Below are 11730 nucleotides of genomic sequence, written 5' to 3'. Positions count from 1 at the left end.
TCTCTGCCGGTTCAGTGGGGGGTGTGTGCAGGTGCTCGGGGGTGGGGGTGCGTGGGGGCGTGCGGGTGGCCGTGGTGGTGGTGCGCCTCGCCCGGGCCGTGGCTGTGGGCGTAGCCGTGGCCGTGCTCGGCGTCGAGGCCGGCCAGGATGCCGTCCTCGCCGTGGCCGAGCAGGTGCAGCGCCGCCGCCGTGCGGGCCGCGACCACTCCGGCGATCGCGGCCGGGCGCAGCAGCGGGCCGCCGTCCCGGACGCCCTCGCCGGTCGGGCCCGGGGGCAGTGCGGTGCCGAAGGAGGCCGGGACGACCGTGACCCGCCCGGCGCCGAGCAGCCGGCAGCGTTCGACGCCCTCGGCCGGGTCGGGGTCGCCGCCCGTGAAGGCGACCTCGACCCGGTGGTGGCGCCCGTACTGGCGGACCAGCCGGGCGATCCGGAACAGTTCGGCGTCCTCGAAGGGCCCGGCCGCCGGGGCGGTGACCAGGACGGCGTCCCCGTCGCCGGCCGTGGCCGCGGCGGCGCGCAGCCAGCCGATCAGGTGCTCGGCGGCGCCGAAGGGTGCGGTGAGCGCGAGCCGTCCGCGGCCCTCGCCGGCGGCGAGCCAGCGCAGCGCGCGGGCGGTGTCGGCGATCAGTTTCGGGTCGCGGCCGAGGGTCATCGGGACGACGCACACCGGCCCGTCCCCGGCCGCCAGGGCGGACCGGACGGCTTCGGCGAGCGGGCGCCCGGCGGCGGCCGCCGCGTGCCCGGCGTACCCGTGCCCCTGCCCGCGCCCCTGCCCGACCAGGGCGGCCAGGTCGCGGCCGCCGTCGCTCTCGTGCCCGCCGGCCAGCACGACCGTGGCGGACTGTGGTGCGGTCATGGGTCAGGCACCGACCGGGTCGTGACAGGAGACCAGCTTGGTGCCGTCCAGGAAGGCGGCCTCGACCTGGAGCAGCGGCAGCATCTCGCGGACGCCGGGCATGACCTCGGCGTTGCTGACGACCTGCTTGCCGATCTCCATGCACTCGGCGACGGTGCGGCCGTCCCGGGCCCCCTCCATGATGGCCTCGCTGATCAGCGCGCAGGCCTCGCTGTAGTTGAGCTTGACGCCGCGGTCGCGGCGTTTGCGGGCCAGATCGGCCACGACGTAGATGTAGAGCTTGTCCATCTCACGCGGGGAGAGGTTCATCGGAACCACTTCTCCTTTCCGAGAATCCGACGAAATGCAAGTCATAGGAATTGCAGGGGAGTTGGCCGACGGAATACCAGGTTAGGGCGACTACGGGTTCAGATCCGACGCAGCCGGGGAATCGCCGGCACCGCCGCCAGGAACAGCAGGGTGGTCAGGACGAACGGCCAGGTGAAGGCGTGGCCGCCGAACGGCGCGGTGACCGCGCCGAGCGCCGGGGTCAGCACGGTGGCGGCCGCCGCACCGAGCACGGCGTAGGCCGCGCTCCAGCCGTCCGGGGCGATGAACACCCCGCACAGCGCCAGCGCCACCAGCACACTGCTGTAGCCGAGCAGCCCCTGCTCGACCGCCTCCGCCGGGGCGCCCAACACCCGGGCGGTGAGCAGTGCGGTGGCGCTGCCGACGCAGGCCATCAGCCCGGCGAGCCGGCCGGCCGCGAACAGCCCGGCCAGGAACAGCAGGCCGACGTACCACTGGGGCATGAGGAAGACCTGGCCGATGTTGGCGAAGAACCCGTGCCAGAGGTGTTCCCAGCTCAGGCCGGTGCCGCCGGTGGCCGGTGCGGGCAGCGCGGCCGGGCTGCCGCCCTCCGGCCACAGCCGCCGGAACCCGGGCGCGGCCACCGTGACGGCGGTCGCGACCAGGCAGAACGGCGCGGTCAGCGCGGGCAGTCCACGCCCTTCCAGCAGCACCCCGAGCCCGGCGGTCACCACCACGGCGACCACCGCGCCGAGCACCGCGACCACGACCGTGGCCGGGCGGCCCGGGTCGAGGAACACCGCGCAACCGAGCGCCACCAGGCACCCGTTGTACCCGGTCAGCCCCGCCTCGACGGTGTCCCGCCGCAGCCGGAGAGCGTACCCGGCGGCGGTGGAGACGGCGCTGCCCAGCAGGCCGTAGACGCCGTACTGCCAGCCGGCGGCGAACAGTGCGACGACGAAGAGGAGTCCGCACACGGCGGACGGCATGAAATCGACCTGGGCGACACCGCGCAGGACTTCGACGACCAACTTGACGGATAGCGGACGGACCACCGGCGGAACCCCTTCCGGGACTCCTTCCCCACCCTTTTGCAGACCCATGCGGCGCACCAATTCCCCGGTACGGCCGAGGGGGCTCGGGAGATTGCTCGGGAGCCCGTTCGGCGATTCGTTGGGAACCGTACTCCTGCGGATTGCGGAGCGGGATGGGCGCGGTGGGTCACGCCAAATCGACGGTGGGTGACGGCAGGGCCGCTGAGCTGCAACATTCTGTTGAAATCAACGTCCGACGGAGTGGTTGAGGAGGGCAATTCTTTGCGAAGTTTTACTCGCCCTCGACAAGCGCCGGAATATGACCATGTCAAGTAATTCTTGACAAATTCCGCTGATCCCGGCAATACGGACAGCGGACACCGTGGGAAAGCTGTGGGAAAGCTGTGAAGCGCCGGGTGGATGTGGTGGAAGTGTGGTCGGATCGGGGCGCCGGCGCACACGGCTCCGGTCAGGCCGCCGCCGGCCCCCCGCCGCCGAGGTGGCGCAGCAGGAAGCCCTCCGAGGCCGCCGCCTCGAAGTCGGGCACCGCCAGATGGCCCCCGGCGTTGGCGTACAGCGTCTTCTCCCGCGAGCCCAGCGCCCCGTACAGCGCCAACGCGCCCTCGCGCGGCTGGAGTTCGTCGTCCCACTGGAGGACGAACTCCACCGGCACGGTCACCCGCCCGGCCGCCTCCGCCAGCGCGGCGTTCCCCGCCAGGCCGAACACCGCCGCCACGATGCGGGGTTCGACGGCCGCGAGCGGGACGCCGATCACCGTGCCGAGCGACAACCCCCAGTAGCCGACCGGCCCCAGGCCCTCCCCCGTCGCGTCCGCCAGGGCGTCCAGCACCGCCCGCCACTCCGGCACGGCCCGCTCCGCGAGCGCCGCCGTGTGCCGGGCCACCCACGCGCTGACCGGACGCCCGGCCGCCAGCAACTGCCCGATCTCGGTGGCGAACCGCTCGTCCTGCGCGGTGCGCGCCCGCTCGCCGTGCCCGGGCGCGTCGATCGCCACCGTCGCCCACCCGTACCGCCGCGCGCAGCGCAGCGCCCGCTCCCGCGGCCCCCAGCGGCCCTGCCCGCCCCCGCCCCCGTGCCCGAGCAGCACCAGCGGCCGCGCGCCGGGGCCCGTACCGTCAGGGCCGGGAGGGCCGTCGGGGCCGGGAGGGCCGTCGTCGGGGCCGGAGCCGTCCGGCTGCCAGAGCACGCCGGGTACGCCGTCAAGGACGAAAGGGCGTTCCAGGACGCCGTCCGAGCTGGTCTCCGAGGTGAAGTGCACCCGTCCATGATGGCCCCCGACGCACGTTCGAGTCCGGCCTTTCCACCCCCTGGCCGATACTCGCCGGAGCCGCCCCGGCCCGGACCGCCGCACACGCACCACCGCACTGCTGCCGCGCCGCCGCGGCCCTGCCGACGCGCCGCCACCGCCCGGCCGGCGCCCTGCTACCGCGCCGCCGAGGACTCCCGCAGGAAGTCCGTCAGCAGTGCCGTCACCTCCGCCGGGCGCTCCAGGCTCGGCAGGTGGCCGGCCCAGGGCAGTTCGAGGTGGCGGACGTGCCGGGCGTTCGGCAGCAGGCCCGGCAGTTCGGCGGCGATCGCGCGGTAGTCCGGCAGGTCGTGGGCGCCCGCGACGGCCAGGGTCGGGGCGGTGATCCGGGCGAGGTCGGTCTCCTCCTGCTCCGGACCGCCCGTCGCGTCCCACTGCACCTCGAAGGCGTGGCGCTGCATCCGGCGGACGAACGCGCGGGTCTCCTCGTCGGCCTCCGGGCCCAGCCAGGTGCGGACGTTGAGCTCGACGGCGCCGTCGAGGTCGTCCGCCTCCACCAGCGCCTCCTCCTCGGCGCCGAAGGCCCGCAGGGCCTCGGAGGGCTGGTGGCCCGGCCGGCCGGCGCCGAGCAGGGCCAGGGCGGTGACCGCCTGCGGGCGCAGCGCCGCCACCGTCAGGGCCGTCCGCCCGCCGTACGAGGCGCCGACCACCGCGGTGGACTCGATGCCCAGGTGGTCGAGCAGGGCGAGGACGTCGGCGCCGGCGGCGTACGGCCCGTCGGCGAGCGGCGTCCCGCCGAAGCCGCGGAAGTCGCAGCGGACGACGCGGTGGCCGGCGTCGAGCAGGGCCTGCCACTGCGCGTCCCACATCCGCCGGTCGCACACCGCGGAGTGGAGCAGGAGGACGGCCGGACCGGCACCTGAGTCGTCATGGGAGAGGATCATGCGGCGGATGGTAGCCGTGGGAAGGGTGGGGCGCGAACCTTTTCTCCGCGGAGTAAGCGCTTCCGGCCCCGGGTGGGCTCTTGGTGGGCGAGGAGGTGCTCATGGGAGAACCGAAGAACACACGGGACGAGGAGTTCCAGACGTTCATCGTCGCGGCCTGGCCACGGCTGGTGCGGACGGCGTTCCTGCTGGCCGGCGAGCAGTACGCGGCCGAGGACCTGGTGCAGTCGGCGGCGGAACAGGCCTGCGCGGCCTGGTCGAAGGTGCGTCGGGCCGACGATCCGTACGCCTACGTGCGGCGGATCCTGGTGAACCAGCACGCCCGCCGCTGGCGCCGCCGGCCGCCGGAGCTGCTGGTCGACGCGGTGCCGGACGCGGCCGGGCCGGAGGACGGCTTCGCCCGCTCCGACCAGCGCGGCGCGCTGCTGGCCGCGCTCGCCACCCTGCCGCCGCGCCAGCGCGAGGCGGTGGTGCTGCGCCACTGGGAGGACCTGAGCGACAGCCAGACGGCACTGGCGATGGGCTGCTCGGTGGGCGCGGTGCGCAGCCACGCGGCGAAGGGCATAGCGAAGCTGCGGCTGGTCCCGGCGCTGGTGGAGACGATGGACAGGACTGAGATCGGAGGGGCGGTATGACCATGGAGAACCCGGAAGCGGGCAAGGACACCGATCTGTGGGTCGGGCTGGGCCTGGCCGAGGCGGCGTCGACGGCGCGGATCGGACCGGTGCCGGTGGCGGACATCGTGGCGGGCGGCCGGCGGATCCGGCGCCGTCGCCGGACGGCGGTCGGCGCCGTGGCGCTGGCCTCGGCGGTGCTGCTGGCGGGCGGGGCGATCAGCCAGCTGCGGCCGGCCCCGGCCGCCTCCCAGCCGCTGGTCGCCGCGGGCACCGGCCACGGCTCCGGCACCGGCGGCCCGCCGACCCCCACGGCGGGCACGCCCACCACCCCGTCCGCGCGGGACCCGTTCACCCCGCTCCGGGTGGTGCTCGGGCAGGGCACCACGGCGGACGGCAAGGAGTGGAAGCTGTGGCAGGCGGTGTGGCCGACCGCGCCCAGGGACCGGGCGTACGAGCAGGCCCTCGCCGTGTGGCAGGAGCGCAGCCCGTACGACTCGGCGGTCGGCAAGCCCACCCCGGAGTACGTCGACCAGTACTACGACGCCGGCTCCGACGTCATCAACACCTACTTCACGGTCGACGGGGTCCGGCAGAGCCACGACTCCGAGGGCATCACCCCTGCCCCCGGCAAGCTCGACCCCCGCAGCGGCGCGTACATCGCCGGCGGCCTCCAGGGCGCCCGCGGCAAGGGCGACACCGTGGCACCGGGCGAGATCGTCGCGCTGAGCCTCGGGCCGGACATCGCCCGGGTGAAGGTCACCTGGACGGACGGGAGCGTCACCGAACCGACCATCGTCACCGTGGGCGACCTGCCGCTGCGCCAGGTCGTGGTGGCCCGGCCGGCGGGCAAGACGGCCAAGCTGTGGGAGTTCTTCGACCGGAACGGCGCCAAGCTCCCGGACTCGGGGTCGCAGTTCCTGACCTCCTGACGCCCTGGCCCCTGGCCTCCTGGTTCCTGGCCTCCAGGTTCCTGACGTCCTGACCGCCTGACGTCCTGGCCCCTGGCCTCCTGGCTCCGCCCGGGCCGTCAGCCCAGCAGCAGCCCCGCCGCCACCTCCGCCCCGTCCGTACGGATCTCGCGTGCGAGCGCCGTCGCCCGCGCGGCGACCTCCGGGGCCCGCGCCGCTCGGAGCGCGGTGGTCAGCGAATCGACGGTGGGGACGGCCCCGTCGTGGGCCGCACCGATCCCCAACTCGGCGACGCGGCCCGCCCAGTAGGGCTGGTCGACCATCTGCGGGACCACCACCTGCGGGACCCCGGCCAGGGCGGCCGCGGTGGTGGTGCCCGCGCCGCCGTGGTGGACGACGGCGGCGACCCGGGGGAACAGCGCCTGCTGGTTGACCTCGCCGACGGCGAAGCAGTCGCCCCCGCCGTCGGCGAGGGCCAGCTCCGCCCAGCCCCGGGCGAGCACCGTCCGCTGCCCCAGGGCCCGCGCGGCCGTCACCGCGTCGCGGGCCGCGTCGGGCGCGCCGCGCATCGGCATGCTGCCGAAGCCCACGTACACCGGGGCCTCCCCGGCGTCCAGGAAGGCAGACAGGGCAGCGGGCAGCGGGCGGTGGTCGGGCAGCAGCCAAGCCCCCGTCTGCACGACCGTGCTCCCGGCGAACTCCGGCCACGGGCCGAGGAGTTGGTCGGTGGCCAGCCAGGGGCGGTCGGTGAGGATGTGGTCGCGCACACGGTCCACGGTGGGCAGGCCCACCGAGGCCCGGTGGGCGTTGACCGGCTCGCGGAACAGCGCGTCCATGGTGCGGATGTTCTCCTGCCACAGCTCCCGGTTGTCCGTCACCCCCGGCGGGTGCGGGTGGCCCGGGTACTCGAACGGCGGGTGGTGCGGGGAGGGCAGCATGGTCGGCTGGAGGGCGACGTACCGGAAGCGGGCGCCGACCGTCTCGGCCGCCGACCGGGCGCCGGCCACCGCCGGGAACAGCCCGGTGGCCACCACCGTGTCCCCCGGCCCGGCGGTCGCCGCGACGGCCTCGTGGAACTGCCCGACCATCGTGGCCACCCGCCGGGGGAAGTCCCCGGGCGCGGGCGGCGCCCCGTTCACGGCCGCCCGCACCGCTGCCCGCACGTCCGGTCCGACCGGGACCAGCTCGACCCCGTCGACGGCCAGCCGCCGGGCGAACTCCTCGTCCGGCGGAGCGCACACCCGCACCGGCACGCCGAGTTCCCGCAGCTTCACCGCGAGTCCCGCCAGCGGCTGGACGTCACCGCGCGAACCGTAGGTGGAGAGCACCACACGCATCCTGACATTCCTCCCGTTCTCCCCAGGGACGACCCTGGAGGGGGAGATTCTGCGGCACGACCGGGGCCTTGCGGCAAGGCCCCCCGTGCGCTATAGCTTGAGAGTGGCGGGAAGCGCGTGCGGTCATCCGCGCAGGACCGCCACCACCTCCCCGACCAACTGCCGTGCCCGGTCCACCGTCGCGGCCAGCGCCTCGGGCGTCTCCCCGGCGGAGCCGAGCAGTCGACGCACCCGGGCCTCGAAGTCGACGGGCACACCGTCGAGTCGACCGGCGACGGCCAGCGCGCCCTTCTCGTTCAGGCACCAGCGCCGGTCCCGCGCGTACAGCGCCTGCACCAGCACGCCGACGGCCCGGGACAGGCAGAGCGACACGTACAGCACGTCGCCCCGCCCCGCACCCTTCGCGGCCGCGCCGACCAGGAACTCCGCCTCCCAGGCCCCGGCCGTCAGGGCCGCCCGCAGCGGTTCGGGATAGTCCGCGACCCGCGCCCGCAGGGTGGCCAACTCCCCTGCCGGGTCGGCGAGTACGCGACCGAGCGCGAGCTCCCCGACGTAGCAGGGCGACCAGAATCCGAGCGGGTGCCCGGCCTGCACGCCGACCTCGTAGCGGCCCGCGCGGCAGTCCGCCCACACCCGCTCGACCCGGTCGAGGTCCCGCAGGATCCAGTCCACGGCGACCCCGCCGACCCGCAGCCACGCCCCACCGTTCACCCACGGCCCCCAGCCGCCGGGCCCGGCGACCTCGACCCCGGGGCCCGCCACCTCCCCCAGGGCGGCGAGGTCCAACTCGCCCCGGTAGTACACCCCGAGGTCCCAGTCGGACTCCGGCCGGTGTTCCCCCCGCGCCCGGCTGCCCCCGAGCATCACCCCCACCACGCCCGGAACTTCGGCCAGCCGGGCCGCCATGTGCTCGATGTGCTCGGTGATCGCCTGCATGACGGGCATTCTGGCGCGCCCACCGCCCCCGGGCCCACCGCATTCCAGCCCGGCGGGGTGCGCCGTGGACGGCCCCCGCCGCCGGGAACGGCTCCCTCGGGTCGACGGGCCGCGAGGGCCCGTCGCGTCAGGACCCGCCTGATCCTCGGCCGGTCAGGTGGGCGGCCAGGTCTTCGGCCAGGCGGGCGGGGTGGCCCCGGCGGCGGCGGGCGAGGGCGAGGCCGAGGTGGCGGCGGGGGCCGGGTTCGGCGAGGGGGAGGGCGACCAGGTCGGGGTGCGGGGCGAGGCCGATCTCGGGGATGAGGGCGATGCCGATCCCGCCCCGGACGAGGGACTGGGCGAACTCGTAGTCGGTCGCGGTGCAGCAGATCCGCAGCTCGACCCCGGCCAGGGCGGCGTGGTGGGTGAGCTGGCCGGCGGACTTGCGGCAGCCCAGGATCCAGCGCTGGTCGGCGAGTTCGGCCAGGTGCGGCGGCTCGGGCCGGTCCCGGTAGCGGATCGCGGCCGGGTGCCGGACGGGCAGGACGACCCGCAGCGGGTCCGCGCCGAGCGGGGTCCAGTCCAGGCCGGAGCGGTCGCCGGGGCGGCTGGGCGGCGGCCCGTCGAGGTGGTAGGCGAGGGCGAGGTCGGCCCGGCCTTCGCGGACGGCGGGCAGGCTCTCCTCCGGCTCCGCCTCCAGGACGGTGAGTTCCACCTCGGGGTGGTCGGCGGCGAAGGCGGCGAGCGCCGCGGGCAGCAGGCGGCGGCCGCCGCTGGCGAAGGTGGCGACGGTCAGGGCGGTCCGTTCGGCGGTCAGCCGGTCGATGCGCTGCCGGGTGTCGGCGAGTTCGGCGGCGATCGCGTCGGCCGCCTCGACCAGGAGGCGGCCCGCGTCGGTGAGGGTGACGCCCCGGGTGGAGCGCTCCACGACGGGCGCGCCGAGGCCGCGTTCGAGGGCGGCGACCTGCTGGGAGACGGCCGAGGGCGTGCAGTGCAGGGCCTGCGCCGCCTGGTTGAAGCTGCCGCGGCGGGCGACCTCCCGCAGTACGGCCAGCCGCTGGACGTCGATCAACAGTTCTCCTTATGACGAGGGCTCCAGCTCGACACTACTGCTGTCGCCCCGTGCGCGGCAGGCTGACCACCGAAGCCGACCCGCAGCGGGCGGGGCGGCACAGTGCGGGACAGCACGGTGCGGGACAGCACGGCATGGGACGGCACGGTACGGAACCGGGCCGGACAGAGGGGATCCGAACGATGGACGTGTGCGTGATCGGCGGGAGCCGCTACTTCGGCAGGCAGTTGATCGAGGAGCTCCGCGACGCGGGCGCCGCGGTGACGGTGGTCAACCGCGGCTCGGTCCCCGCCCCGCACGGCGTGACCCACCTGCGCGCCGACCGCAACGACGAGGCCGCGCTGAACGCCGCGCTCGGCGACCGGCGCTTCGACGCCGTCGTGGACCAGGTCTGCTACACGCCCGTCCAGGCGGCCGTCGCCGCGCGGGTCTTCGCCGACCGCACCCCGCGCTACCTGCTCACCTCCACCGTCGAGGTCTACGCCCACCTCGGCCGCCCCGGCGGCGCACCGCTGCCGGAGCAGGCGCTCGACCTGTCGGCCGAGCGGGTGGACCTGCGACTCCCCTGGTCCGAGCAGGAGTTCCGGTCGGAGAACTACGCCGAGGGCAAGCGCCAGGCGGAGGCCCTGCTCACCCGGCTGGCCCCCTTCGACCTGGTCGCCGTCCGCACCGCGCACGTCCTCGGCGGCGCCGACTTCACCGGTCGGCTGGCGCACTACGTGGAGCGGATCGGGCGCGGCCTGCCGGTGGCCGTGCACCCGTCGCCGCAGCGCGCGTCCTTCGTCCACGCGCCGGAGATCGCCCGGTTCCTGGCCTGGGCCGCGCAGGCGGACTTCACCGGCCCGGTCAACGCGGCCTCCCCGGAGGCCCTGGACGTACGGGAGTTGTCCGCCGTGGTCGGCCAGGTGGTCGGCCGGGAGCCGGAGTTGGCCGTCGCCGGTGCGGGCGGGCCGCACTCCCCGTTCTCCTTCGACCACTGCTACGCGATGGACACCTGCCGGGCGGCCCACCAGGGCTTCCGCTTCTCCCCCGTCACCGACTGGCTGCCCCAGGCCGTCAAGGAGGCCCACGCATGAGCACGCTCCCCACGACTCCCGCCACCCGCCGGATCGGCGGCCTCGGCGTCGGCGCGATCGGCCTGGGCGCGATGCCCCTGTCGGTCGAGGGCCGCCCGGCCGAGGAGCAGGCCGTCGCCACCGTCCACGCCGCCCTGGACGCGGGCGTGACGCTGATCGACACCGCCGACTCCTACCACTGGCACGCGGACGAGGTGGGCCACAACGAGCGCCTGGTCGCCCGCGCCCTGGCCACGTACGGCGGCGGCACCGACGACGTCCTGGTGGCGACCAAGGGCGGGCGGGGCCGCCCCGGGGACGGCAGTTGGACGGTCGACGGCGACCCGCGCCACCTGCACCGGGCCGCCCGGGCCTCGGCCGCGCGGCTGGGCGTCGAGGCCATCGGCCTCTACCAGCTGCACAAGCCCGACCCGGCCGTGCCCTTCGCCGACTCGGTCGGCGCGCTGCGCGAGCTGGTGGACGCGGGGACGGTACGGCTGGTCGGCATCTCCAACGTGGACTGCGCGCAGATCCGCACCGCCTGGGAGATCCTCGGCCCGCACCTGGTCTCCGTTCAGAACCGTTTCTCCCCGGCGTACACCGCCACCCGCGACACCCTCGACCTGTGCGCCGCACTCGGCCTGGCCTTCCTCCCCTGGAGCCCCCTCGGCGGCATCTCCACCAGCGCCGTCGACGACCCGGGCGCCGCCGCACCGGCGACCGACACCCCGTTCCACGCCCTCGCCCGCGCCCGGGGCGTCAGCCCCCAGCAGATCTGCCTGGCCTGGCACCTCGCCCAGTCCCCCGGCGTCCTGCCGATCCCCGGCGCCCGCCGCCCCGCCTCCGTCCGCGACTCCGCCGCCGCGGCCGGGCTCTTGCTGACGGCCGAGGAACTGGCGACACTGCACCTGTAGTCGCCCGTACGACACCCGTAGTGCCGGGGTCGAACGGCGGCTCAGGCCCCCGCCTCCGTGGCGGCCCGCTCGGCGGCGCTGCGGAGCACGCAGAACTCGTTGCCCTCGGGATCCGCGAGCACCGCCCACCCGGTGCCGTCCGGCTCGCGGCGGTCGGCGACGAGGGTGGCGCCGAGCTCCAGCAGCCGTGCCACCTCCTGGTCGCGCGGGCCCTCCGGGCGCAGGCACAGGTGGAGGCGGTTCTTGGCCGTCTTCGGCTCGGGCACCTGACTGAAGTACAGCACCGGCCCCTCCGCGAGCATCACCGCCACCTCCTCGTCGCCGGGCCCGTCGTCCGGGCCGAGCGGTCGGCCCGTCACCTCACTCCAGAAGCGGGCCAGCTCATAGGCGTTCGCACAGTCGACCGCCACGTTCTGCACTACCGAGACCATGCGCCCGAGCCTCCCCGATTCCCGCGCCGGCCGCCACCGGGTTGCGCGCCGACCGCCACCGGGTTGCGCGCCGGGAACCATCCGAGCGGGT

At 75.4% G+C, this 11730-nt stretch carries 13 protein-coding genes; 4 read left to right on the top strand and 9 right to left on the bottom strand.

From position 1 onward, the window contains the following. Positions 1-11: 11 nt before the first annotated feature. The 5 genes from ACFWXO_RS10125 to ACFWXO_RS10105 form a co-directional block, all read right to left on the bottom strand. Positions 12-857: a sirohydrochlorin chelatase gene (locus ACFWXO_RS10125; RefSeq protein ID WP_380523118.1), complete on the bottom strand. Its 846-nt coding sequence runs from the start codon at positions 855-857 to the stop codon at positions 12-14. A gap of 3 nt (positions 858-860) precedes the next feature. Continuing rightward, positions 861-1166, bottom strand: a complete 306-nt coding sequence (locus ACFWXO_RS10120) for an urease subunit gamma (protein WP_188310190.1) — start codon at positions 1164-1166, stop codon at positions 861-863. 98 nt (positions 1167-1264) lie between these two features. Continuing rightward, positions 1265-2200, bottom strand: a complete 936-nt coding sequence (locus ACFWXO_RS10115) for an urea transporter (RefSeq protein WP_380523116.1) — start codon at positions 2198-2200, stop codon at positions 1265-1267. A gap of 448 nt (positions 2201-2648) precedes the next feature. Further along, positions 2649-3458, bottom strand: coding sequence for an alpha/beta hydrolase (locus ACFWXO_RS10110; protein WP_380523115.1), 810 nt, complete (start codon positions 3456-3458; stop codon positions 2649-2651). A 164-nt stretch (positions 3459-3622) separates the two neighbouring features. Then, entirely contained in the window at positions 3623-4390 is a 768-nt protein-coding gene (locus ACFWXO_RS10105) for an alpha/beta fold hydrolase (protein ID WP_375892079.1), read from the bottom strand. 101 nt (positions 4391-4491) lie between these two features. Between ACFWXO_RS10105 and ACFWXO_RS10100 the strand changes: the two genes are divergently transcribed. Together ACFWXO_RS10100 and ACFWXO_RS10095 are read left to right on the top strand one after the other, a co-directional pair. Next, a complete protein-coding gene (locus tag ACFWXO_RS10100) occupies positions 4492-5025 on the top strand; it encodes a SigE family RNA polymerase sigma factor (RefSeq protein WP_375892080.1) in 534 nt (177 codons plus the stop codon). Continuing rightward, a complete protein-coding gene (locus ACFWXO_RS10095; RefSeq protein WP_380523114.1) occupies positions 5022-5936 on the top strand; it encodes a hypothetical protein in 915 nt (304 codons plus the stop codon). The genes ACFWXO_RS10100 and ACFWXO_RS10095 overlap by 4 nt, the downstream gene beginning before the upstream one ends. A 98-nt stretch (positions 5937-6034) precedes the next feature. Here the strand turns inward: ACFWXO_RS10095 and ACFWXO_RS10090 are convergent, their stop codons facing one another. The 3 genes from ACFWXO_RS10090 to ACFWXO_RS10080 all read right to left on the bottom strand — a co-directional run bounded on the left by ACFWXO_RS10090 (position 6035) and on the right by ACFWXO_RS10080 (position 9239). Then, positions 6035-7252: a glycosyltransferase gene (locus tag ACFWXO_RS10090; protein WP_380523113.1), complete on the bottom strand. Its 1218-nt coding sequence runs from the start codon at positions 7250-7252 to the stop codon at positions 6035-6037. 123 nt (positions 7253-7375) lie between these two features. Beyond that, entirely contained in the window at positions 7376-8188 is an 813-nt protein-coding gene (locus tag ACFWXO_RS10085) for a nucleotidyltransferase domain-containing protein (RefSeq protein WP_380523112.1), read from the bottom strand. A 127-nt stretch (positions 8189-8315) separates the two neighbouring features. Further along, on the bottom strand, positions 8316-9239 hold the full coding sequence (locus ACFWXO_RS10080; RefSeq protein ID WP_375892086.1) for a LysR family transcriptional regulator: 924 nt from the start codon (positions 9237-9239) through the stop codon (positions 8316-8318). 182 nt (positions 9240-9421) lie between these two features. Between ACFWXO_RS10080 and ACFWXO_RS10075 the strand changes: the two genes are divergently transcribed. Next, positions 9422-10315 carry an NAD-dependent epimerase/dehydratase family protein gene (locus ACFWXO_RS10075; protein ID WP_380523111.1) on the top strand — a complete coding sequence of 298 codons (894 nt, stop codon included), beginning with the start codon at positions 9422-9424 and terminating at the stop codon, positions 10313-10315. Next, entirely contained in the window at positions 10312-11208 is an 897-nt protein-coding gene (locus ACFWXO_RS10070) for an aldo/keto reductase (protein ID WP_380523110.1), read from the top strand. Before ACFWXO_RS10075 ends, ACFWXO_RS10070 begins: the two co-directional genes overlap by 4 nt. Before the next feature lie 41 nt (positions 11209-11249). On the opposite strand, the gene ACFWXO_RS10065 is transcribed toward ACFWXO_RS10070, so the two are convergent. Next, complete coding sequence (locus ACFWXO_RS10065) at positions 11250-11639, bottom strand: VOC family protein (protein ID WP_375892092.1); 390 nt, start codon at positions 11637-11639, stop codon at positions 11250-11252. Positions 11640-11730: the final 91 nt, after the last annotated feature.

Origin of the sequence: Kitasatospora sp. NPDC059088, assembly GCF_042738155.1 — a bacterium.
In the GTDB taxonomy this organism is placed as follows: domain Bacteria; phylum Actinomycetota; class Actinomycetes; order Streptomycetales; family Streptomycetaceae; genus Kitasatospora.
Note: the sequence above shows the minus strand (reverse complement) of the source record. Positions and strands in the feature narration are given on the sequence as shown.